Genomic DNA, 23,422 nt, shown 5'->3' with positions numbered 1-23,422 from the left:
CTGATTTTTGATGGAGTACAGCAATGTCAGACTATCAAATGTTTGAAGTACAGGTGAGCCAGATTGAACCGCTTACCGAACAGGTGAAACGCTTCACGCTGGTGTCAACCGATGGCAAACCGCTGCCTGCGTTCACCGGCGGAAGTCACGTCATTGTGCAGATGAGTGATGGTGATAACCAGTACAGCAATGCTTATTCACTACTAAGTTCGCCACTCGACACCTCTTGTTATCAGATTGCCGTTCGGCTGGAAGAGAACTCGCGCGGCGGTTCGCGCTTTTTGCATCAGCAGGTAAAAGCGGGCGATCGATTGACCATCTCGACACCCAATAACCTGTTTGCTCTGGTTCCCACGGCTCGAAAGCATCTGTTTATCGCAGGCGGCATTGGTATCACCCCTTTCCTGTCGCATCTGGCAGAGTTGCAACACACGGACGTCGACTGGCAGTTACATTATTGTTCGCGGAGTCCAGTAAGTTGCGCATTTCGTGATGAATTAAACCAACATCCGCAGACTGATAAGATTCATTTTCATCACTCATCGATCGGAACGCGACTCGAATTAGTGCGATTATTGGCGGATGTCGCCCCTGGCACACACATTTATACCTGTGGCCCCGAAGCTCTGAATGACGCGGTGAGAAGTGAAGCAGCGCGTCTGGGCATCTCCGCCGATACGCTGCACTTTGAGCAGTTTGCTATTGAAGACAAAACCGGCGATGCCTTTACCCTGGTACTCGCCCGTTCCGGGAAAGAGTTTGTAGTACCAGAAGAGATGACCATTTTGCAGGTCATTGAAAATAACAAAGCGGCAAAAGTGGAATGTTTATGTCGTGAAGGGGTATGCGGAACCTGTGAAACAGCAATTCTTGAAGGTGAAGCCGATCATCGGGACCAGTATTTTAGCGATGAAGAGCGCGCCAGCCAGCAGAGTATGTTGATCTGTTGTTCGCGCGCGAAGGGTAAACGACTGGTGTTGGATCTGTAGTTTATCCGAAGCCGGATGCGGCGCTGGTTGCGCCTTGTCCGGCTTACGAACGTTTTACTGCGGATATTCCTGCAATAAATTGTGTAATGCTTCCGCCATCAACTCACCACGCCAGCCGGAAATCAGCTCAGGCAAATTGTTCTGCGGTTTTAATTTCCAGTGCCAGTTCAGCAGTTGGTTGATTTGCCGACGCGATGCCAGCAATTCGGCGCTGATCTTGTGCGTTTCGCTCACGTCAGTAATCAGCGACTTAATCGCTTTAAACGCTTTACGATAACCCGGCATGTCCATCAGGTTAAGCATCGGCTGCGGTAAGGCCTCTTCCGGCAATGTCTGCGCTTTTTCCACCAGCGCCAGCAGCGTTTTACCGTGAAAGCGGATTTCGCTACCGGATAAGCCCAGGCTGTCCAGTTCGCCCAGACTCCCTGGCATATAACGCGCTACCGACCACAAGTGTTCTTCACGCACGACAAAGTTCACCGCCAGATCGCGCTCCCGCGCCTTGCGCAATCGCCAGTCGGCTAACAGTTGCAAACAAGCCAACTGGCGCGTCCGTAATTGCCAGGCATTGGTGATATCACGCCAGGCATCTTCCGGCGCAACGACTTCCTGACGACGTGTTTGCATCAGGCGACATTCATCCAGCGCCGCAGGTAGCCAGCCAGAGGCTTCGGTTTCAACCATCAGCTTTGCGGTGATCGGTAACAGATACCAGACATCCGCCGCCGCGTATTCGCACTGACGTTCGGTTAACGGTCTGGCGAGCCAGTCGGTGCGCGATTCGCTCTTGTCCAGCGTAACACCGGAATACTCTTCCACCATGGAGGCAAAACCCCATGACATCGGGCGTCCGCAGAATGCGGCGAGGATTTGCGTGTCAATCAGGGGTTGAGGTAATTCGCCAAAGACATTGAGGAATACTTCCAGATCTTCACTGCCCGCATGGAGAAATTTGGTGATGGAAGGATCGCGCAAGATTGCCTTTAGCGGTGACCAGTCGCTGATCCCAAGAGGATCGATTAGCGCCAGATGCTCGCCATCAAAAAGTTGAATCAACCCCAGTTGCGGGTAATAGGTGCGCGTACGTACAAATTCAGTATCCAGGGCTATCGCCGGAAAGGCACGGACGGCTTCACACAAAGAAGCCAGCGCATCGTCCGTGGTAATCATTTGGTAATTCAAATTGTATTCTCTTTAGTGGGCGTCAAAAAAAACGCCGGATTAACCGGCGTCTGACGACTGACTTAACGCTCAGGCTTTATTGTCCACTTTGCCGCGCGCTTCGTCACGTAATTCTCGTCGCAAAATTTTCCCGACGTTAGATTTCGGTAACTCATCACGAAATTCCACCAGCTTCGGTACTTTGTAGCCCGTAAGCTGACGGCGGCAAAAGGTCACCAGTGACTCTTCAGTGAGCGACGCGTCTTTTTTCACCACAAAGATTTTCACCGCTTCACCACTGGAGCCAGAAGGTACGCCAACAGCCGCCACTTCCTGTACGCCAGGGTGCTGCATGACGACATCTTCAATCTCGTTGGGATAGACGTTAAAACCGGAAACCAGAATCATGTCTTTTTTACGATCGACAATGCGCAGGAATCCTTCTTCATCCATTACCGCAATATCGCCAGTGTGTAACCAACCGTTTTTGATGATTTCATCGGTGGCATCCGGACGCTGCCAGTAGCCCAACATCACCTGAGGACCTCTGACACAAAGTTCGCCCGGTTGCCCCGGTGGTACTTCGTTATCGTCATCATCCACCAGTTTGGCCTCCGTCGAGGGCACCGGTAATCCAATGCTACCGCTGTGATAATCAATATCATACGGGTTAACGCTCACCAGTGGCGCACACTCGGTTAAGCCATAACCTTCCAGCAGATATTGTCCGGTCAGTTTTACCCAGCGTTCTGCCACCACTTGCTGAACGGGCATCCCACCGCCTGCGGAAAGGTGCAGACTGGAGAAATCCAGCTGCTGGAACTCTTTATTGTTCAGCAACGCATTGAACAAGGTGTTTACGCCGGTGATAGCGGTAAACGGATATTTCGCCAGCTCTTTCACCAGCCCCGGAATATCACGTGGGTTAGTGATAAGCAGGTTCTGCCCGCCGAGTTCGATAAACAGCAGGCAGTTAATGGTCAGTGCAAAAATGTGATAGAGCGGCAGTGCCGTTACTACCAGTTCTTTACCTGGATGCAGCAACGGCCCATAGGTGGCGTTGACCTGTTCCAGGTTCGCCAGCATATTGCGGTGAGTCAGCATCGCGCCTTTCGCCACACCTGTGGTGCCGCCGGTGTATTGCAGGAAAGCTAAATCTTCCGGCACCAGTTCGGGTTTGACGTACTGCATCCGGTAGCCGTTGTGCAGGGCGCTACGAAATGAAATGGCATCTGGCAGATGGTATTTCGGCACCAGACGCTTGATGTATTTAACAACGAAATTGACTACCGTGCCTTTTGCCGTAGATAGCTGATCGCCCATACGGGTCAGAATAACGTGCTGGACGGCGGTTTTATCGACCACTTTTTCCAGGGTATGGGCAAAGTTAGACACAATGACAATCGCCGATGCGCCGCTATCGTTAAGCTGATGCTCAAGTTCGCGTGGGGTATACAACGGGTTAACGTTTACGACGATCATCCCGGCACGCAAAATACCAAACAGCGCCACCGGATATTGCAATAAGTTAGGCATCATCAGCGCAACGCGATCGCCCTTCTTCAGCCCCAGCCCTTGTTGCAAATAAGCGGCAAACGCGCGACTGCGTTCTTCCAGTTTGCGGAAGGTCATCACCTCCCCCATATTCACAAACGCTGGCTTGTCGGCGTAGCGCGCGACCGACTGCTCAAACATATCCACCAGAGATTGATAACGGTCAGGGTTGATCTCCGTCGGAACATCGGCGGGATAACGGTTAAGCCAAACCTTCTTCAATTCTTCACCTCTAAAATGCGTGTTCGTCGTCATCGCAACCCCAAGTGATATACATGCCGTTAACATAATATTAACTCATCATACCAGCTTGATAATTACCCAACGAAAAGGTTGCGAGGCGCGTCACTATTTATTTTTATCGTTACTGTAAGAATGCAGAAACAGCGGACCAGCCGCTGTTTCTTTTTCTTTAAAAACAAGCAATTATTCAGTTACAACTGTTTGTACTCTCGCGGGGCCAGGATTATACCAGCCCCATCCGCCGTAGCCATAGGGCCAGCCACGACCGCCATAAAACCACGGATCAATCGGCTGAGGCGGCATAATCACCTGCTGGGTTAAATGCCAACGTTTATAACCCGTTACCTGCATCACCATAAATTTATAGGGCGTGTTGCCGATTTTTCCGTCAACCGTACCGGTGATTGGCCCAACAACTGTGACCAGTTGTCCACGGAAATCCACCGGGTCCAGAAAACCGTTCACATCTGCATAAATGCGACCGCGAGAAGGTTCTCCCAGCGTCGGCCTGGCTCCGCTGTCCAGCGGTACGGTAGCAATTTCCAGGCGGGTTTTCCCTTGCTGGTTTTGTACCGCGACCACTTTGCCACCAAAACGCGCCTCCTGACCAACGTACAGCTGCGGCGCACTCATCACCCGAACTAAATCTTGTTGCGGCGTGGGACTGCTGCCTTTAATGGCGTCCGGCACAGTGACACAACCGCTCAGCATTAGCGCAAACGTACCTGCCAGTATGCCTTTGATAACATTCTTTTGAACCGCCATGATGCGACTCCTTTTTTTCTCAGGGCATACTCTTAAGATTCATTCTTTGCCCGGAAGTTTCTTCCAGGCGACGTTGTTACGTAAATAAACCGGCTCGGCATGTTCCACCGCTACCGTTTTACCCTCGGTAAACATCTGGCAGGCAATCGGCAGCATATCTTCTGCGGCGGGCAGTAACACTTCGCCATCGCGCAAAACCAGCCCGCTATCTTTACCGAGATCCGGCCAGGCTTGCCAGCCCGTTCCCACCGTCACCCATTCTCCGGAAAGCTGCTGCATCCGCTCATGAACGAGTTCTGGTTTGAGTACGGCTTCGGTTTCTTCACCGTGCCAGACACCGTTTTCATCACGCTGATATTCGGCCCAGTAAACTTCGCCCATTCGCGCGTCAATGGCTGACAGCACGCGTGTTGCGCCGTTTTTGCGCCACGCCCCTTGCGCCATCGTCATTAGCGTGGAGACGCCAATCATCGGCAGCTCCGCGCCAAGCGCCAGCCCTTGCGCAATGCCAATACCGATGCGCACGCCGGTAAAGCTACCAGGGCCACGTCCGTAAGCCAGAGCGTTTATGTCAGTCAGGGAAGTTCCGCTGGTGGTCAGGATATCCTGCACCATCGGTAAGATTCGTTGAGTATGTTCACGAGGGCAAAGCTCAAAATGAGCGTTGACAGTACCGTCGTTCCACAGGGCGACAGAGCAGGCCTCTGTCGCGGTATCGATAGCCAGAATTCGCATGGGTCTTCGTGCTTAGATCAATAAAAAGGCGCGCATCATACCATACTCAATAACAAATTACCTGGAGGATGGTATCGCAAGGAAACGAACCGCACGGGCAATGTCACGGGTACGCGGTGCGGGCGGGAGGCTGGCGAGGAACGTCGCACCGTAAGGGCGCATCACCAGCCGATTGTCACAAATCACCAGCACACCGCGATCGTCGGCGTCGCGAATCAGTCGCCCTACGCCCTGTTTAAGAGTAATCACCGCATCCGGTAGCTGCACTTCATCGAACGGGTCTCCGCCACGCAAACGGCAATCTTCCATGCGCGCTTTTAACAGCGGGTCATCTGGCGAGGTAAACGGCAACTTGTCGATAATCACCAGCGACAGCGTATCGCCGCGCACGTCCACCCCTTCCCAGAAACTGCTGGTCGCCACAAGAAGCGCGTTACCGGCGCTGACAAATTGCTGCAACAGTTGTCCTTTGCTGGTTTCCCCCTGCAACAAAACGGGAAGCGTCATGGTAGCGCGGAACTGCTCGGCCAGATCGCGCATCATGGCGTGCGAGGTACAAAGCATAAAACAACGACCGTTATTGGCTTCGATGATCGGTCGCAGCATTGCCGCCAGTTGCCGTGCACAACCTGGTTGATTGGTTTGCGGCAGGTTGCGCGGTACACAGAGTAACGCCTGGCGGCTGTAATCAAACGGGCTGGGTAACAGCAACGACTCTGCCTGTTCAATGCCAAGCCGCGAGGTAAAATGATGCAGATCGTCATTCACCGACAGCGTTGCTGAGGTAAAGATCCAGCTACCTGGTTTTTGCGCCATTAACTCTTTGAATTTATCCGCCACGCTGAGCGGCGTGAGTGCCAGAGTAAAATGGCGCGAAGTGCATTCGTACCAGTAGCTGTAGCCCGGCTGATTGATCTCTTTTAGCCGTTTCAGCCGCGTGCGATACAACGTGGCGCGCTCAAATGCCGCATCCAGCAAGGCGGAACGCCCCAGCGACAATTTCGCCACGTCGTAACAGAGTTCAAGGGTGTCATCGAGCAGTAAAAACGCCCGTTGAATTTGCGGATTGGCCAACAGTTCGCGCAGGTTTCCGCGATAACCTGGCTCACCGAGTTGCAGACGAAAATCCTGCGCACTCTGGGCAAGACGGTCAGCGCACTTTTGTAACTGCTGGGTGTCTTTTAATTCGGTGCGATAGGCGATGGTGATGTCTTTTGCCAGATCGAGCAATTGTCGACTGGAGAGTGATTGCCCAAAATACTGGCTGGCAATGTCCGGCAACTGGTGGGCTTCGTCGAAGATCATGACGTCTGCTTCCGGGATCAGTTCGCCAAAACCACTCTCTTTCACCACCATATCCGCCAGAAAAAGATGATGGTTTACCACCACCACATCGGCATCCATCGCTTTTTTGCGTGCTTTGACCACAAAGCAATCTTTATACATCGGGCAGTCACTGCCTAGGCAGTTGTCGTTGGTGCTGGTGACCAACGGCCATGCCTGTGAATCTTCCGCGACACTGACGCAGGTGCTGATATCGCCATCGACTGTTTGATTGGACCAGGAGCGCAGCAGGATCACATCGCTTAAAATTTGTACCGGCAGATCGCCGCCCGCCAGCGCCTGCTGTTCGAGACGTTCGAGGCAGAGATAGTTTGAGCGCCCTTTCAGCAGCGCCACGTTGCCCGTGTATTTCAATGCCTTTGAGACCGTTGGCAAATCACGGCTGTAGAGCTGATCCTGCAACGCTTTTGAGCCGGTCGAGATAATGACTTTCTTTTTTGCCCGCAGCGCAGGGGCAAGGTAAGCGTAGGTTTTGCCCGTGCCGGTTCCCGCTTCCACCACCAGCGGCTGGCTTTTTTCTATCGCCCCAGCGACGGCTACCGCCATCTGTCGCTGTGGTTCACGCGGCTTAAAGCCAGGTATCGCTTTCGCCAGTTGACCGTCTGGTGCAAAATCGTCCGTCACACTACCCCCTGTTGATTTGAACAGGGATTATGTCAGGCCAGGTTGCTTTTCGCCAGCTGAAGTGGTGACGGCGACCTTACATTGTGGCAGTCTTTGCAGCACAAAAATGGAAGGATAATGAGGACAAAATGATGACTATCGTTCGTATCGATGCTGAAGCCCGCTGGTCTGATGTAGTAATCCACAACAACACGCTCTACTACACTGGTGTACCGGAAAACCTCGACGCCGATGCCTTTGAGCAAACCGCCAACACGCTGGCGCAGATTGACGCCGTGCTGGAAAAACAGGGCAGCAATAAGTCGAGTATTCTGGATGCCACGATTTTCCTGGCCGATAAAAACGACTTCGCTGCAATGAATAAAGCCTGGGACGCCTGGGTTGTCGCGGGTCATGCGCCGGTGCGCTGCACGGTGCAAGCGGGATTGATGAACCCGAAGTATAAAGTTGAAATTAAAATTATTGCGGCGGTTTAATTCCGGAAGATAATTATATCAAGGCAAAAATCACACGATAATTTATCGAAAAACTGGTCGATCATGAACAAATCGGCCAGTGCTTAAGGTCTTACTTTAAATGGGTAGTACCCTGGCTGATAATTTATTTTTATGATTACTGCTGTATTTATACAAAAATGATATTAATCGCAAAAATCAAACCATTATGTTAATCACTCGATTAACTTACGCTGCTTTTCTTTCTTGCCCTTCCTTGCCTGAACAACTTGGCTGCGGTACTACGATTTGCTGTTAATTTTCGGCACATCACTAGATAACCCGCCATGACCTGCTACCTTTAAAATACCTGAATGTCAACAGGTTAACTAATGAGATATCGTTATAATCCTTTTGATATTAGGCGCAATTTAATGTCATATATAGCCTTATCGATCACGTGGTTAATTTAAGGACAAGAATATGCCTGCTGTAATAGATAAAGCCCTGGATTTTATTGGTGCCATGGATATATCAACACCAACCCCCAGCTCTATGAATGAAAGTACGGCGAAGGGAATATTTAAATATTTGAAAGAACTGGGAGTACCCGCGAGTACCGCCGATATTACTGCGCGAGCCGAACAGGAAGGCTGGAATCCTGGATTCACGGAAAAAATGGTGGGATGGGCAAAAAAAATGGAATCTGGCGAACGCGTGGTGATTAAAAATCCAGAATACTTCTCGTCCTATATGCAGGAAGAGCTTAAAGCACTGGTATAAGTTAAATCTCTACCAGCCCAAATGAGCCAGGACGCTTTTTTATCACATAAAAGCGTCCTTTTTTTCTAACCATCAAAAACACTACTTAATTCATTCAACCAGTACAGCCCCTCAATTTTCTGGTTCAAACGCTACGGGCCAAAGGGTTCGCTTGTCATAATGCGCCCTGTTGAAACTAACATTGTATTACTCGTCTTCATCCTCAAAACGCGCCACAATCCGCTCGCCGGAATGGTTGGCGCGTAACTCTTCAGCTACCAGTGCGATTGCCTGACCGCTGCTCATCCCCTGTGCCATCAGTTCCTGAATACGCTCAACGGCTTTTTGCTGCTGTTCATGGGTGAGTGAAGGTAAACCTGCAAACATTGTTAACTCCTGCTAAATTGTTGGCGCTAATTATTTCATGCTACCCGGCACATAGCCAGTAGAGTCAGGACTGATGAAGACGTTATCTCCCGCTGTGATTACTTTACCCTGGCGTCAGGACGCCGCTGAATTTTATTTTTCCCGCTTAAGCCACCTGCCATGGGCGATGCTTTTGCACTCTGGCTATGCCGAGCATCCGTATAGCCGCTTTGATATTGTGGTGGCAGACCCGATTTACACCTTAACAACTTACGGCGGTGAAACTGTTTTGTGTAAAGGCGAAACCCGCACAACAACCGCTGACGATCCGTTAACAGTACTCCAGCAGGCGCTGGAGCGTGCAAACATTCACCCGTCGCATAACGATGATTTGCCATTTCAGGGTGGCGCGCTGGGTTTATTTGGTTACGATCTGGGTCGCCGTTTTGAGTCACTGCCAGAAGTGGCGCAGAGAGATATCGACCTGCCTGATATGGCGGTAGGTATTTACGACTGGGCACTGATTGTCGACCACCAGCGCCAGACTGTTTCTTTGCTGAGTCATGATGATGTCAATGCCCGTCTGGCCTGGCTGGAAAACCAGCAAATCACACCGCAGGGTGATTTTGCGCTAACCTCAGCCTGGCAATCTAATATGAGCCGCGAACAGTATGGCGAAAAATTTCGTCAGGTGCAGGAATATTTGCACAGTGGCGACTGTTACCAGGTGAATCTCGCCCAGCGTTTTCAGGCTACCTATTGCGGTGATGAATGGCAGGCATTCGTTCAGCTTAATCAGGCCAATCACGCGCCGTTTAGTGCATTCCTGCGTCTGGAACAAGGCACAATTTTAAGCCTCTCGCCAGAGCGTTTTATTCTTTGTGATGACGGTGAGATCCAGACCCGTCCGATTAAAGGCACACTGCCACGTCTGCCCGCTCCTCTGGAAGATAGCAAACAGGCAGAAAAACTGGCGAACTCGCCAAAAGATCGCGCTGAAAACCTGATGATTGTTGATTTAATGCGTAATGATATTGGTCGCGTTGCGGTGCCTGGTTCAGTAAAAGTGCCGGAACTGTTTGTGGTGGAACCTTTTCCCGCTGTGCACCACCTGGTGAGCACCATTACAGCTCAACTACCCGAACAACTTCATGCCAGCGATCTGCTGCGCGCGGCTTTTCCTGGTGGCTCAATCACCGGGGCACCGAAAGTTCGGGCAATGGAAATTATCGATGAACTGGAACCGCAGCGACGCAACGCCTGGTGCGGAAGCATTGGCTATTTGAGCTTCTGTGGCAATATGGATACCAGCATCACTATCCGCACGCTGACTGCCATTAACGGTCAAATTTACTGTTCTGCGGGCGGCGGTATTGTCGCCGATAGTCAGGAAGAAGCGGAATATCAGGAAACTTTTGATAAAGTTAATAGGATATTACGCCAACTGGAGAAGTAAGACGTGGACTACCGTAGCCTGACGCTTGATGATTTTTTATCGCGCTTTCAACTTTTACGCCCGCAAATAAACCGGGAAACCTTAAATCATCGTCAGGCTGCCGTGTTAATCCCTATCGTTCGCCGATCGCAGCCGGGGTTATTGCTCACTCAACGTTCTATTCATCTGCGCAAACACGCCGGACAGGTGGCGTTTCCTGGTGGTGCAGTAGATGACACTGATGCGTCAGTTATTGCCGCTGCGTTGCGCGAAGCCGAAGAAGAGGTTGCTATCCCCCCTTCCGCCGTCGAAGTTATCGGCGTGCTACCGCCCGTCGATAGCGTAACTGGCTACCAGGTAACGCCAGTGGTCGGCATTATCCCGCCTGATTTACCTTATCGTGCCAGTGAAGATGAAGTTTCCGCAGTGTTTGAAATGCCGCTCGCCCAGGCATTACATCTGGGTCGTTATCACCCGTTAGATATCTACCGCCGTGGTGATTCACATCGGGTATGGCTTTCCTGGTACGAACAGTATTTTGTATGGGGAATGACCGCAGGCATAATTCGTGAGCTGGCGCTGCAAATTGGTGTGAAATCCTGACTATACTTATCTTTACATCTACAAAACACTACTTGAGACAATCATCGCAATATTAGTTAAATCGCGGTTTTTGATTAGTTTAATTCATGTGAATAGTTAAGCCTGTCGCCGCGTTCCCTCTTACACTATGCGTTGTTATTAGTTCGTTACTGGATGTCCAGTCACCTTGTCAGGAGTATTATCGTGATTAGTCTATTCGACATGTTTAAGGTGGGGATTGGTCCCTCATCTTCCCATACCGTAGGGCCTATGAAGGCAGGTAAACAGTTCGTCGATGATCTGGTCGAAAAAGGCTTACTGGATAGCGTTACCCGCGTTGCCGTGGACGTTTATGGTTCACTGTCGCTGACGGGTAAAGGCCACCATACCGATATCGCCATTATTATGGGTCTTGCAGGTAACGAACCTGCCACCGTGGATATCGACAGTATTCCCGGTTTTATTCGCGACGTAGAAGAGCGCGAACGCCTGCTGCTGGCGCAGGGACGGCATGAAGTGGATTTTCCGCGTGACAACGGTATGCGTTTTCATAACGGCAACCTGCCGTTGCATGAAAACGGTATGCAAATCCATGCTTATAACGGTGATGAAGTCGTCTACAGCAAAACTTATTATTCCATCGGCGGCGGCTTTATCGTCGATGAAGAACATTTTGGTCAGGATGCCGCAAACGACGTGAGCGTGCCGTATCCGTTCAAATCCGCCACTGAGCTGCTGGCGTACTGTAATGAAACTGGCTATTCCCTTTCCGGTCTGGCAATGCAAAACGAACTGGCGCTGCACAGCAAAAAAGAGATCGATGAATATTTTGCTCATGTCTGGCAAACCATGCAGGCATGTATCGATCGCGGAATGAATACCGAAGGCGTATTGCCTGGCCCGCTGCGTGTTCCACGCCGTGCGTCTGCCCTGCGCCGGATGCTGGTTTCCAGCGATAAACTGTCTAACGATCCGATGAATGTCATCGACTGGGTAAATATGTTTGCGCTGGCGGTAAACGAAGAAAACGCCGCCGGTGGTCGCGTGGTAACTGCACCAACCAACGGAGCCTGCGGCATCGTTCCGGCAGTGCTGGCTTACTATGACCACTTTATTGAATCGGTCAGCCCGGACATCTATACCCGTTACTTTATGGCGGCCGGGGCAATTGGCGCATTATATAAAATGAATGCCTCTATTTCCGGTGCTGAAGTGGGTTGTCAGGGCGAAGTGGGTGTTGCCTGTTCAATGGCTGCTGCGGGTCTTGCAGAACTGTTGGGCGGTAGCCCGGAACAGGTTTGTGTGGCGGCGGAAATTGGCATGGAACACAACCTTGGTCTAACTTGTGACCCGGTTGCAGGTCAGGTTCAGGTGCCGTGCATTGAACGTAACGCCATTGCCTCTGTAAAAGCGATCAATGCCGCACGCATGGCCTTACGCCGCACCAGTGCACCGCGCGTCTCGCTGGATAAGGTCATCGAGACAATGTACGAAACAGGTAAGGACATGAACGCCAAATACCGTGAAACCTCTCGCGGCGGTCTGGCAATTAAAGTCCAGTGTGACTAATACTTTTCTTTCGCCCATCTGCAACGGATGGGCGAATTTCTCTCGCTTTCTCGTCTGCTGTAAATTTCCCCACTACACTTCCACTGTTGCGTCAGGCGTTTGTTGCCATGCGCTTACAGGGCGGCCCGCATGCAAAAAGCACAACGGATCATTAAAACCTATCGCCGTAATCGAATGATTGTTTGTACAATTTGCGCACTTTTTACGCTTGTAGCGACACTAAGCGTGCGGTTTATTTCACAGCGTAACTTAAATCAACAGCGGGTGATCCTCTTCGCCAATCACGCTGTTGAAGAGCTGGATAAAGTCTTGCAGCCCCTTCAGGAAGGACGCGAGCTTTTACTTCCGTTGATTGGCCTCCCCTGCTCAGTCGCTCATTTGCCTCTACGCAAGCAGGCCGCAAAACTGCAAACCGTGCGTTCTATTGGTCTGGTTCAAAACGGTACGCTCTATTGCTCCAGTATTTTTGGCTATCGAAATGTCCCTGTTTATGATATTCAAGCCGATTTGCCTGCCCCACGGCCTCTTCTGCGTCTTTCCACCGATCGCGTGTTGATTAAAGGTAGCCCAGTGCTGATCCAGTGGTATCCCTTGTCATCACATAACGGTGATGGCGTTCTGGAGATGATCAACATTGGGTTATTGACGACGATGTTACTGGAGCCGCAGTTGCCGCAAATTAGAAACGCCAGCCTGACGGTGGCCGATCGCCATTTACTCTATGATGACGGTCTGGTTGATTCTTTACCTCCGCTTAATGGCAATGAACGTTACCAGGTTTCATCGCAAAATTTTCCTTTTACCATTAGCGTCAGCGGACCTGGTGCGACGCAACTGGCGTTGCATCATCTTCCCAGCCAGCTCCCGCTGGCTGTACTGTTGAGTTTACTGGTGGGTTATGTTGCATGGCTTGCAACCGCACACAGAATGAGTTTTTCGCGCGAAATTAATCTTGGCCTTGCGCAACATGAGTTCGAGCTATTCTGTCAACCTTTACTAAACGCACGTAGTCAGCAATGTATTGGCGTAGAGATATTGCTGCGCTGGAATAACCCACGTCAGGGTTGGATCTCGCCGGATGTGTTTATCCCTATTGCGGAAGAACATCACCTGATAGTGCCGCTTACCCGTTATGTGATGATGGAAACCATCCGTCAAATCCACGTTTTTCCAATAAGCAACCAGTTTCACATTGGGATTAACGTCGCCCCCAGCCATTTTCGCCGTGGCGTGCTGTTGAAAGATCTTAATCAGTACTGGTTCAGTGCTCACCCGATTCAGCAACTCATCCTTGAAATAACCGAGCGCGATGCCTTACTGGATGTTGATTATCGGATTGCCCGCGAACTGCATCGTAAAAACGTCAAACTGGCGATTGATGATTTCGGCACCGGCAACAGTTCGTTTTCCTGGCTGGAAACGTTACGCCCTGACGTCCTGAAAATTGATAAGTCATTCACCGCTGCAATTGGTTCAGACGCGGTTAACTCGACGATAACCGATATCATCATTGCGTTGGGGCAAAGACTGAATATTGAACTGGTGGCGGAGGGCGTAGAAACGCAAGAACAGGCAAAATATTTACGCCGTCATGGGGTGCATATTTTACAAGGATATTTGTACGCGCAACCAATGCCGCTGCGTGATTTCCCAAAATGGCTGGCGGGCAGCCAACCGCCGCCCGCCCGGCATAATGGGCATATCACGCCCGTTATGCCATTTCGTTAATGATTATTCGTCTTCGTCGTGAGCCAGTTGCTCTTTAACAATACGAACCAGGTCAACACGATAATCGTTAGCTTCAACAATGGTAATATGCAACGGCCCTACGTTAATCACATCGCCCGCACGCGGGATGTGACCATTTGCAGAAATCACCAGACCTGCGACCGTCGCGATATCATCGTCATCAGCAAGGTGCTCAACATCAAGCGCCTGCTGTAAGGCGTGGAGGTCTGTACCACCTTTTACCAGCCAGCCGTCGCCGTCGGTAATGATTTCCGGCGTTTCATCAGCATCCGGGAACTCACCTGCAATGGCTTCCAGCACATCCAGAGGCGTAACCAGACCTTGCACCACACCAAACTCGTTGGTCACGATCACAAAACTACCGCGAGCGCGACGCAGCACGCCCAGCAGATTGATCGGATCGAGGGTTTCCGGAACGATAATCGCCGGAGACGCCGAAGCAATCGCCGCTACATCAACGCCCTCTTCCAGTGCCACCAGCAGTTCTTTCGCACGCACGATACCGATGATTTCATCCAGCTCTCCGCGACATACCGGGAACAGGCTATGTGGCGAAGAAAGCAACTGCTCACGGATTTCATCGACACTAAGGTTAGCGTCAACCCAGCTGATTTCGCCGCGCGGCGTCATAATCCCGCGCAGAGAGCGCGACGCCAGAGTCAGTACACCGTTAATCATGTATCGCTCTTCTTCGGCAAACGCACCTTCCGGCACCGGGATCGGCATCGGGTTATCCGCATCATGCTGCACATTCGCCTGACGTTTACCGCCCATCAAACGCAGGATGGCATCAGCAGTACGTGCACGCAGCGGTAAAGTCGACTGGTGACGAATAAAGTTACGGCGCGCAATTTGGTTAAATACTTCGATAATGATCGAGAAGCCAATCGCGGCATACAGGTAACCTTTCGGAATGTGGAAACCAAAGCCTTCTGCTACCAGACTCAGACCAATCATTAACAGGAAGCTCAGACAGAGCACCACTACCGTTGGATGCTGGTTAACGAATCGCGTCAGCGGTTTCGATGCCAGCAACATGACTGCCATCGCAATCACCACCGCTGCCATCATAACCGGCAGATGGTTGACCATCCCTACTGCAGTAATCACCGCATCCAGCGAGAAGACGGCATCAAGGATGACAATCTGTGTTACGACCACCCAGAAACTGGCATAGCCTTTGCCATGACCAGAATCATGATCGCGGTTTTCCAGCCGTTCATGTAGCTCCGTTGTCGCTTTAAACAACAAGAATATCCCCCCGAGCAACATAATCAGATCGCGGCCGGAGAAGGAAAAATCCATCACGGTAAATAGCGGTTTGGTCAGGGTGACCATCCATGAAATCAGCGATAACAGTCCCAGACGCATGATCAGCGCCAGCGACAGCCCCAACAAACGTGCTTTATCACGTTGTTTTGGCGGCAGTTTATCGGCAAGAATGGCGATAAAAACCAGGTTATCGATACCCAGCACGATTTCAAGAACGACAAGCGTGAGTAGCCCCGCCCAAATCGAGGGGTCCATTAAGAATTCCATGACAAGCTCCTGCTTAAGGAATAGCTATTCGGCGCCAGAAATAATGCAGGCGTAACGACAAAATGCAAACAAAAGGTGCGGCAAAAAATGCCAGAAAGGCAGGCGCTGAAAGGCCTGATGCTGAAATGACGTCGGTGACGATCCATACTGCGGGCTGCTGCCCCATACTCCTTGATTGTTAAACGGGAGTTAAACATATCAGAGAGAACTCTGATTTGGCAAAGATTTACCTTCCTTTGCAAACGAATGTAACGAGGGTATTTTACCTTTCGGAATTTTGCTAATCCAAAGTTAAATTACGGATCCTCATCACATAAAATATTTTTTTCGCTATCTAAAATAAATCGCGAAACGCAGGGGGTTTTTGGTTGTAACCCTTATCTGAATCGATTCGATTGTGGACGACGATTCAAAAAATACATCTGGCACGTTGAGGTGTTAACAATAATAAAGGAGGTAGCAAGTGACCATTGCTATTGTTATAGGCACACATGGTTGGGCTGCAGAGCAGTTGCTTAAAACGGCAGAGATGCTGTTAGGCGAGCAGGAAAACGTCGGCTGGATCGATTTCGTTCCAGGTGAAAATGCCGAAACGCTGATTGAAAAGTACAACGCTCAGTTGGCAAAACTCGACACCACTAAAGGCGTGCTGTTTCTCGTTGATACATGGGGCGGCAGCCCGTTCAATGCTGCCAGCCGTATTGTCGTCGACAAAGAGCATTATGAAGTGATCGCAGGCGTTAACATTCCAATGCTGGTGGAAACGTTAATGGCTCGTGATGATGACCCTGGCTTTGATGAACTGGTGGCGTTGGCAGTAGAAACAGGCCGTGAAGGCGTGAAAGCACTGAAAGCCAAACCGGTTGAAAAAGCAGCGCCAGCACCCGCCGCCGCCGCACCAAAAGCGGCTCCAACTCCGGCAAAACCAATGGGACCAAATGACTACATGGTTATTGGCCTTGCGCGTATCGACGATCGTCTGATTCACGGTCAGGTCGCTACCCGCTGGACCAAAGAAACCAATGTCTCCCGTATTATCGTTGTTAGTGATGAAGTGGCTGCGGATACCGTTCGTAAGACACTGCTCACCCAGGTTGCACCTCCGGGCGTAACAGCACACGTGGTTGATGTTGCCAAGATGATCCGTGTCTACAACAACCCGAAATATGCTGGCGAACGTGTAATGCTGTTATTCACCAACCCGACAGATGTTGAGCGCCTCGTTGAAGGCGGCGTGAAAATTACCTCTGTTAACGTTGGCGGTATGGCATTCCGTCAGGGTAAAACCCAGGTGAATAACGCGGTTTCGGTTGATGAAAAAGATATCGAAGCGTTCAAAAAACTGAATGCGCGTGGTATCGAACTGGAAGTCCGTAAGGTTTCCACCGATCCGAAACTGAAAATGATGGATCTGATCAGCAAAATCGATAAGTAACGTATTGTGTTGATTATCACTCAGTTTTCACACTTAAGTCTTACGTAAACAGGAGAAGTACAATGGAGATTACCACTCTTCAAATTGTGCTGGTATTTATCGTAGCCTGTATCGCAGGTATGGGATCAATCCTCGATGAATTTCAGTTTCACCGTCCGCTAATCGCCTGTACCCTGGTGGGTATCGTTCTTGGCGATATGAAAACCGGTATTATTATCGGTGGGACTCTGGAAATGATCGCACTTGGCTGGATGAACATCGGTGCCGCAGTTGCGCCTGATGCCGCTCTGGCTTCCATCATTTCTACCATTCTGGTTATCGCTGGTCATCAGAGCATCGGTGCCGGTATCGCGCTGGCAATCCCGCTGGCCGCTGCGGGTCAGGTGCTGACCATCATCGTTCGTACCATCACCGTTGCTTTCCAGCACGCTGCGGATAAGGCGGCTGATAATGGCAACCTGACGGCAATTTCCTGGATCCACGTTTCTTCTCTGTTCCTGCAAGCGATGCGTGTGGCTATCCCGGCCGTGATTGTTGCGCTGTCTGTAGGCACCAGTGAAGTTCAGAACATGCTGAACGCCATTCCGGAAGTGGTGACTAATGGTCTGAATATCGCCGGTGGCATGATCGTGGTGGTTGGTTATGCGATGGTTATCAACATGATGCGTGCTGGATACCTGATGCCGTTCTTCTACCTCGGCTTCGTAACCGCAGCATTCACCAACTTTAACCTGGTTGCTCTGGGTGTGATTGGTACTGTTATGGCAGTGCTCTACATCCAACTTAGCCCGAAATATAACCGCGTAGCCGGTGCGCCTGTTCAGGCTGCTGGTAACAACGATCTCGATAACGAACTGGACTAACAGGTGAGCGAAATGGTTGATACAACTCAAACTACCACCGAGAAAAAACTCACTCCGAGTGATATTCGTGGCGTCTTCCTGCGTTCTAACCTCTTCCAGGGTTCATGGAACTTCGAACGTATGCAGGCACTGGGTTTCTGCTTCTCTATGGTTCCGGCGATTCGTCGCCTCTATCCTGAGAACAACGATGCCCGTAAACAGGCGATTAAACGTCACCTCGAATTCTTTAACACCCAACCGTTTGTGGCGGCGCCAATCCTCGGCGTAACCCTGGCGCTGGAAGAACAGCGCGCTAACGGCGCAGAGATCGACGACGGTGCTATCAACGGTATCAAAGTAGGTCTGATGGGGCCGCTGGCAGGCGTGGGCGACCCGATCTTCTGGGGTACGGTACGTCCGGTATTCGCGGCGCTGGGTGCCGGGATCGCAATGAGCGGCAGCCTGTTAGGTCCGCTGCTGTTCTTTATTCTGTTTAACCTGGTACGCCTGGCAACCCGTTACTACGGCGTAGCGTATGGTTACTCCAAAGGTATCGATATCGTTAAAGATATGGGTGGCGGCTTCCTGCAAAAACTGACGGAAGGGGCGTCTATTCTCGGCCTGTTTGTCATGGGGGCATTGGTTAACAAGTGGACACATGTCAACATCCCGCTGGTAGTCTCTCGCATCACCGACCAGACGGGTAAAGAGCACGTTACCACTGTCCAGACCATTCTTGACCAGTTAATGCCAGGCCTGGTGCCGCTGTTGCTGACTTTCGCCTGTATGTGGCTGCTGCGCAAAAAAGTTAACCCTCTGTGGATCATCGTTGGCTTCTTCGTCATCGGTATCGCTGGTTACGCTTGCGGCCTGCTGGGACTGTAATACTGTTGTACACTACCGGGGCCTATTGGCCCCGTTTTTTTATCTGGAGGATTAATGACAATCACGGATCTGGTACTGATTCTGTTCATCGCCGCACTCCTGGCCTTTGCGATATACGATCAGTTCATCATGCCCCGACGCAACGGCCCCACCCTGCTGGCAATTCCTTTGCTCCGGCGCGGTCGCATCGATAGCGTTATCTTCGTCGGGCTGATTGTCATTCTTATCTATAACAATGTGACCAACCATGGCGCACAAATAACCACCTGGTTATTAAGTGCACTGGCGCTAATGGGCTTTTATATTTTCTGGATCCGGGTTCCGAAAATCATTTTTAAACAGCAAGGTTTTTTCTTCGCCAATGTCTGGATTGAATATCGCCGAATTAAAGCGATGAACTTATCGGAAGATGGCGTACTGGTGATGCAATTAGAACAGCGCCGTTTATTAATCCGCGTTCGAAATATCGACGATCTGGAAAAAATTTATAAACTTCTCGTGTCAACTCAATAAGTTATAGATTTAGCCGAAGCTATGTTTAGTGTATTTTTAATAACCACACATAGCTTAGGCTATATTATTCCTTCTCTTATTTGTTATTTATTTTAACGTTTTATTGATATATAAATCTAAATGAAAATCGTTATCAACAATACAATACAATAATATATCCCAACAGTTGTTTTATATTCTCAAAATATGTTAAGGTTGCGCCCTCATTTGGGGAGTAGCCGATTTCCAGATTCCGGAAATGTACGTGTCAACATACTCGTTGCAAAACGTGGCACTTACGGACTGAACACCTTCAGTCAGGCGAGACCATATGCACATCAATCGCTATGCCTGCATGGGCGCTTCTTGTCGTTCATGTGTGCATGTTTGCTGGGGGCGGTGATGTGTTTTATGGATACCCCGGTCAGGACGTTGTCATGAATATCACTGCTACTGTTCTTCTTGCTTTTGGTATGTCGATGGATGCCTTTGCTGCATCAATCGGTAAAGGTGCCACCCTCCATAAACCGAAATTTTCTGAAGCCCTGCGCACTGGCCTTATTTTTGGTGCCGTTGAAACGCTGACGCCGCTGATTGGCTGGGGTATGGGCATGTTAGCCAGCCGCTTTGTTCTCGAGTGGAACCACTGGATTGCGTTTGTACTGCTGATATTTCTCGGCGGGCGAATGATTATTGAGGGTTTTCGTGGTGGAGACGATGAGGATGAAGAACCGCGTCGTCGTCACGGTTTCTGGTTGCTGGTAACTACCGCAATTGCCACCAGTCTGGATGCCATGGCGGTTGGTGTTGGTCTGGCCTTCCTGCAAGTTAATATTATTGCTACTGCACTGGCGATTGGCTGCGCCACCTTGATCATGTCAACATTAGGTATGATGGTGGGTCGCTTTATCGGTTCAATTATTGGCAAAAAAGCGGAAATTCTTGGCGGGCTGGTGCTTATTGGCATTGGCGTCCAGATCCTCTGGACGCACTACCACGGCTAATTTGTTCGTTGCCAGACGTGAATATTAAAGTCCGTCTGGCAATCAAATTCTTCTTTTGCCGCCAGCGTTTGCCAGACTTCTGGCTTGGCGCGCCAGGCAAACGGTGTCATCTGTAACAACGCAACGGCCTCATCTCCGCGCAGGCGCATCGGATAACACAATTCATCGCTCTGCTGTAATGTAAAACCTTCCAGTTGTTCCGTATGGAGCGCATGTAAATGTACTTCGTCGTAAATCAACCCCTTCAGCTCCATTAAATGTCGTGGTCCCGGGGTAGCGGTAATGACCCATCCTCCCGGTTTGACCACGCGCGCTAATTCTTCTGCTTTGCACGGCGCGTAGATACGGACAACGGCATCCATACTGGTATCAGAAAACGGCAGACGGTGGCTGGACGCGACACAAAAGGTAACCTGATGATAGCGTTTTGCAGCAGCCTTAATCGCGACCTTAGAGACATCCAGACCAAAAGTAGTCACACCTGGCAATGCATCGGCAAAAGCATGAGTGTAGTACCCTTCCCCACAGCCAATATCCAGTATTGCCGTTGCGTGCTCATCAAGACAATCACACAATTGAGCGACTATCGCATCACGAAGCGGCTGATAATGCCCGGCATCTAAAAATGTGCGCCGCGCTTGCATCATTTCCGCACTATCACCCGGATCGCGGGATCGTTTATGCTGAACGGGCAGCAAATTAACATATCCCTCTTTCGCCATATCAAATTGATGCCGTTTGGGACAGATATAGCTGTTTTTTTCAAGCGATAGCGGCTGATGACAAAGTGGACAGGAAAACGACATGACAACTCCGGCAGGATACTAAAGGCCGCAAGTGTAACGCGAATTGCGCGACGGGCAAATATCCGCAGGCAAGAGCGCGAATAAAACAAAGTAAAAAGCCTCGCATTTGGACGAGGCTTGATAGCGAGATTGAAGCGCGTTTACACTTCAGATCAGTGGTTTCGATCAGATTGCTGTTACGTTAACAGCTGCCGGACCTTTCTGGCCGTCCTGAATTTCGAACTCAACGTTCTGGCCTTCGGCCAGAGTTTTGAAGCCATTACCCTGGATAGCGGAAAAGTGTACGAATACATCTTTGCTGCCATCAGCCGGAGTAATGAAGCCAAAACCTTTAGACTCGTTGAACCACTTAACCTGACCTTTAATCTTTGCCATTTGAAAAATTCCTTAGATTGTTTTCTTCGCCCGCAGGCATTACAGAGATAAAACTGACACATTACTGCATGAGGCACTAATATAAGGCTCGGCAGAGAAGCGGTATTCAACGACAACGTGTTTACTCAGGACTTCTTTACTGAAAATGCCACACATAAACAGAACTGTACCTCGTTTAACCCGAAACTGTTATCACATACAACGTTAATTATGGCAAGCCATTTTTAAACATGTCTCGATCAGCCGCACAAATCTCGATACGCCTTCCACTTTTTTGCACATTTATGCAACGGAATACATGTCGATATATCGATGCACTTAACCATACCATTACAAACAGATACTTGATCTGATGTAGTTTCTAACATAGTTCAATAAGTTCAGTTCTTCCAGAGCAGCACTACAACTTATTACGCAATGCGAGCGATATCACTTTTTATGATATATAACGAATAAAATATTATATAAATTCACTCCATAAAACAGTCAGTTAACAACAAACTAGAGTACAATAAAGAAACTATACTTAAGGCATATTATTATTTTAAAATAAGAAAAATTGATGAAATACTAAAAAGTGAGAAGAGAAACGTTTCGCTAATAAACAATACCGTGATTGATCACAATTCCGATGTAAACATCCCAATAACTTAGCGGGGTAAATATCTTTTTCCGATATCGATGTTATGAAATAAATAACACGATAAATAATTGAAGTCAGACCAGAGTATTAATTTAAATCAATTGCACCACTATAGTGCATATATGAATGATAAGATGAGTAACCCGTTAACACCAGGGTTACTCAAATTTGAGGACGGATTACCGTTCAGCTACCAGGCGGATGATATCGTCATCTTCAGCCGCTTTTTGGTTCTCTGCAGCACTGGTATCTGTTTTTTCAGGTTCGCTTGCTTCGCACAAACGACGTAACAGCGCATTTTGCCGTTTTTGCTGATCCAGCAATGCCTCAAGAAGTTCAATCTGTTCGTTAGTCCGTGAACTGGCACGGTTGATGAAAAACCACAAGATGAGCCCAATAGCGAGAACTACCACCGATACAACCAAAGACGCAATGTTCATCACGCCTGAATTTACAACTTCGTTCATTTCACCACCTCTAAGTAGAGGCGCCATTCTACCACTGCCACACAGGAAGGAAATCTACCGTTGAAAAAATGATATCACCACGGGATAAATTGATTGATGGTACAAATTCCGTTGAAAAATTGTACGTCCTGATCGCACATCATATTGAACACCTGCGCCCATAGCAGCAAGCAAGCCAGCACAGCGACAACCAGAACGCCCCATCGAAACTTTTTCACTCCAGTCTCCGTTTAAACTACCTTATGTCATTAAACTATCATGCGTTAGTTAAACAGCGCCTAACTATGTCGATATTCGTGCTTTTTCGGAACTATACGCTTGCTTCAGCCCATATTACCGCTACGATTAGGCGAACAAAAAAGAGATGAGGTCATAATGCGATTCATTATTCGCACAATTATGTTGATAGCACTGGTATGGACAGGATTATTACTAAGCGGATATGGCGTTCTGATTGGAAGCAAGGAAAATGCCGCTGGGTTAGGTTTGCAATGTTCCTATCTGACCGCCAGAGGCACCAGCACGGTACAATACCTACACACTAAAAGTGGGCTTTTCGGAATAACAGATTGCCCGCTGTTACGTAAAAGCAATAACGTTGTAGATAATGGCTAAAGGCATA

Annotated in this window: 26 protein-coding genes; 13 read left to right on the top strand and 13 right to left on the bottom strand. The window is 49.7% G+C overall.

Annotated elements, in window-relative coordinates; genetic code table 11:
- Positions 1–23: 23 nt before the first annotated feature.
- The gene (yeaX, locus tag EQY_RS0102870) at positions 24–989 is read left to right on the top strand and encodes a carnitine monooxygenase reductase subunit YeaX (RefSeq protein ID WP_001286990.1); all 966 of its coding nucleotides are present in this window, start codon (positions 24–26) and stop codon (positions 987–989) included.
- Between the two features lie 54 nt (positions 990–1,043).
- Here the strand turns inward: yeaX and rnd are convergent, their stop codons facing one another.
- The 5 genes from rnd to yoaA form a co-directional block, all read right to left on the bottom strand.
- Positions 1,044–2,159: a ribonuclease D gene (rnd, locus tag EQY_RS0102865; protein WP_024212378.1), complete on the bottom strand. Its 1,116-nt coding sequence runs from the start codon at positions 2,157–2,159 to the stop codon at positions 1,044–1,046.
- Positions 2,160–2,240: 81 nt separating this feature from the next.
- The gene (gene fadD, locus EQY_RS0102860) at positions 2,241–3,926 is read right to left on the bottom strand and encodes a long-chain-fatty-acid--CoA ligase FadD (RefSeq protein WP_010345823.1); all 1,686 of its coding nucleotides are present in this window, start codon (positions 3,924–3,926) and stop codon (positions 2,241–2,243) included.
- 204 nt (positions 3,927–4,130) lie between these two features.
- Positions 4,131–4,712: a Slp family lipoprotein YeaY gene (yeaY, locus tag EQY_RS0102855; RefSeq protein WP_000290579.1), complete on the bottom strand. Its 582-nt coding sequence runs from the start codon at positions 4,710–4,712 to the stop codon at positions 4,131–4,133.
- A gap of 39 nt (positions 4,713–4,751) precedes the next feature.
- Complete coding sequence (gene tsaB, locus EQY_RS0102850) at positions 4,752–5,447, bottom strand: tRNA (adenosine(37)-N6)-threonylcarbamoyltransferase complex dimerization subunit type 1 TsaB (protein WP_001221001.1); 696 nt, start codon at positions 5,445–5,447, stop codon at positions 4,752–4,754.
- A 57-nt stretch (positions 5,448–5,504) separates the two neighbouring features.
- A complete protein-coding gene (gene yoaA, locus EQY_RS0102845) occupies positions 5,505–7,415 on the bottom strand; it encodes a DNA repair helicase YoaA (protein WP_000128824.1) in 1,911 nt (636 codons plus the stop codon).
- A gap of 131 nt (positions 7,416–7,546) precedes the next feature.
- Here yoaA and EQY_RS0102840 point away from each other — a divergent pair, with 131 nt between their 5' ends.
- Positions 7,547–7,891 carry a RidA family protein gene (locus tag EQY_RS0102840; RefSeq protein ID WP_024165131.1) on the top strand — a complete coding sequence of 115 codons (345 nt, stop codon included), beginning with the start codon at positions 7,547–7,549 and terminating at the stop codon, positions 7,889–7,891.
- Between the two features lie 441 nt (positions 7,892–8,332).
- Positions 8,333–8,632: a DUF1889 family protein gene (locus tag EQY_RS0102835; protein ID WP_001111983.1), complete on the top strand. Its 300-nt coding sequence runs from the start codon at positions 8,333–8,335 to the stop codon at positions 8,630–8,632.
- 186 nt (positions 8,633–8,818) lie between these two features.
- Here the strand turns inward: EQY_RS0102835 and EQY_RS0102830 are convergent, their stop codons facing one another.
- Positions 8,819–8,998 carry a YoaH family protein gene (locus tag EQY_RS0102830; protein ID WP_000457334.1) on the bottom strand — a complete coding sequence of 60 codons (180 nt, stop codon included), beginning with the start codon at positions 8,996–8,998 and terminating at the stop codon, positions 8,819–8,821.
- Positions 8,999–9,071: 73 nt separating this feature from the next.
- On the opposite strand from EQY_RS0102830, the gene pabB reads away from it, so the two are divergent.
- From pabB to pdeD, 4 genes are all read left to right on the top strand, one after another.
- Positions 9,072–10,433 (top strand): aminodeoxychorismate synthase component 1, encoded by a 1,362-nt coding sequence (gene pabB, locus EQY_RS0102825; protein ID WP_000855030.1) that lies wholly within the window; start codon positions 9,072–9,074, stop codon positions 10,431–10,433.
- A 3-nt stretch (positions 10,434–10,436) separates the two neighbouring features.
- Positions 10,437–11,015, top strand: a complete 579-nt coding sequence (locus EQY_RS0102820) for a CoA pyrophosphatase (protein WP_000386574.1) — start codon at positions 10,437–10,439, stop codon at positions 11,013–11,015.
- A gap of 183 nt (positions 11,016–11,198) precedes the next feature.
- A complete protein-coding gene (gene sdaA, locus EQY_RS0102815; RefSeq protein WP_000624293.1) occupies positions 11,199–12,563 on the top strand; it encodes an L-serine ammonia-lyase in 1,365 nt (454 codons plus the stop codon).
- A 129-nt stretch (positions 12,564–12,692) separates the two neighbouring features.
- Entirely contained in the window at positions 12,693–14,291 is a 1,599-nt protein-coding gene (gene pdeD, locus EQY_RS0102810) for a cyclic di-3',5'-guanosine monophosphate phosphodiesterase PdeD (protein WP_024212377.1), read from the top strand.
- 3 nt (positions 14,292–14,294) lie between these two features.
- On the opposite strand, the gene yoaE is transcribed toward pdeD, so the two are convergent.
- Both yoaE and EQY_RS27195 read right to left on the bottom strand, forming a co-directional pair.
- Positions 14,295–15,851 carry a CNNM family cation transport protein YoaE gene (gene yoaE / locus EQY_RS0102805; protein WP_000394999.1) on the bottom strand — a complete coding sequence of 519 codons (1,557 nt, stop codon included), beginning with the start codon at positions 15,849–15,851 and terminating at the stop codon, positions 14,295–14,297.
- Positions 15,839–15,997 (bottom strand): protein YoaL, encoded by a 159-nt coding sequence (locus tag EQY_RS27195; RefSeq protein ID WP_272941839.1) that lies wholly within the window; start codon positions 15,995–15,997, stop codon positions 15,839–15,841. Before EQY_RS27195 ends, yoaE begins: the two co-directional genes overlap by 13 nt.
- 317 nt (positions 15,998–16,314) lie before the next feature.
- On the opposite strand from EQY_RS27195, the gene manX reads away from it, so the two are divergent.
- From manX to mntP, 5 genes are all read left to right on the top strand, one after another.
- The gene (gene manX, locus EQY_RS0102795; RefSeq protein WP_000150530.1) at positions 16,315–17,286 is read left to right on the top strand and encodes a PTS mannose transporter subunit IIAB; all 972 of its coding nucleotides are present in this window, start codon (positions 16,315–16,317) and stop codon (positions 17,284–17,286) included.
- Between the two features lie 62 nt (positions 17,287–17,348).
- Positions 17,349–18,149 (top strand): PTS mannose transporter subunit IIC, encoded by an 801-nt coding sequence (gene manY, locus EQY_RS0102790; protein WP_000406930.1) that lies wholly within the window; start codon positions 17,349–17,351, stop codon positions 18,147–18,149.
- 12 nt (positions 18,150–18,161) lie between these two features.
- Entirely contained in the window at positions 18,162–19,013 is an 852-nt protein-coding gene (gene manZ, locus EQY_RS0102785) for a PTS mannose transporter subunit IID (protein ID WP_024165130.1), read from the top strand.
- A 54-nt stretch (positions 19,014–19,067) separates the two neighbouring features.
- Positions 19,068–19,526 (top strand): DUF986 family protein, encoded by a 459-nt coding sequence (locus EQY_RS0102780; RefSeq protein WP_000156263.1) that lies wholly within the window; start codon positions 19,068–19,070, stop codon positions 19,524–19,526.
- Between the two features lie 416 nt (positions 19,527–19,942).
- On the top strand, positions 19,943–20,509 hold the full coding sequence (gene mntP / locus EQY_RS0102770) for a manganese efflux pump MntP (RefSeq protein ID WP_024165129.1): 567 nt from the start codon (positions 19,943–19,945) through the stop codon (positions 20,507–20,509).
- Here the strand turns inward: mntP and rlmA are convergent.
- The 5 genes from rlmA to mgrB all read right to left on the bottom strand — a co-directional run bounded on the left by rlmA (position 20,506) and on the right by mgrB (position 23,018).
- Positions 20,506–21,315, bottom strand: coding sequence for a 23S rRNA (guanine(745)-N(1))-methyltransferase (gene rlmA, locus EQY_RS0102765; RefSeq protein ID WP_000010098.1), 810 nt, complete (start codon positions 21,313–21,315; stop codon positions 20,506–20,508). The two genes, mntP and rlmA, sit on opposite strands and share 4 nt — an antisense overlap.
- A gap of 165 nt (positions 21,316–21,480) precedes the next feature.
- Positions 21,481–21,690: a transcription antiterminator/RNA stability regulator CspE gene (gene cspE, locus EQY_RS0102760; protein ID WP_001062678.1), complete on the bottom strand. Its 210-nt coding sequence runs from the start codon at positions 21,688–21,690 to the stop codon at positions 21,481–21,483.
- Between the two features lie 39 nt (positions 21,691–21,729).
- The gene (locus EQY_RS0102755; RefSeq protein WP_032141266.1) at positions 21,730–21,846 is read right to left on the bottom strand and encodes a DUF2627 domain-containing protein; all 117 of its coding nucleotides are present in this window, start codon (positions 21,844–21,846) and stop codon (positions 21,730–21,732) included.
- 666 nt (positions 21,847–22,512) lie between these two features.
- Positions 22,513–22,800 carry a YebO family protein gene (locus EQY_RS0102745; protein WP_001006853.1) on the bottom strand — a complete coding sequence of 96 codons (288 nt, stop codon included), beginning with the start codon at positions 22,798–22,800 and terminating at the stop codon, positions 22,513–22,515.
- 74 nt (positions 22,801–22,874) lie between these two features.
- Positions 22,875–23,018, bottom strand: coding sequence for a PhoP/PhoQ regulatory lipoprotein MgrB (mgrB, locus tag EQY_RS0102740; RefSeq protein ID WP_000714530.1), 144 nt, complete (start codon positions 23,016–23,018; stop codon positions 22,875–22,877).
- Positions 23,019–23,175: 157 nt separating this feature from the next.
- On the opposite strand from mgrB, the gene EQY_RS0102735 reads away from it, so the two are divergent.
- On the top strand, positions 23,176–23,415 hold the full coding sequence (locus EQY_RS0102735; protein WP_001211004.1) for a YobH family protein: 240 nt from the start codon (positions 23,176–23,178) through the stop codon (positions 23,413–23,415).
- The last annotated feature ends 7 nt before the right edge of the window (positions 23,416–23,422 follow it).

This window comes from Escherichia sp. TW14182 (genome assembly GCF_000208525.1).
Lineage (GTDB): Bacteria > Pseudomonadota > Gammaproteobacteria > Enterobacterales > Enterobacteriaceae > Escherichia > Escherichia ruysiae.
This window is presented reverse-complemented; position numbering and strand designations above follow the sequence as displayed.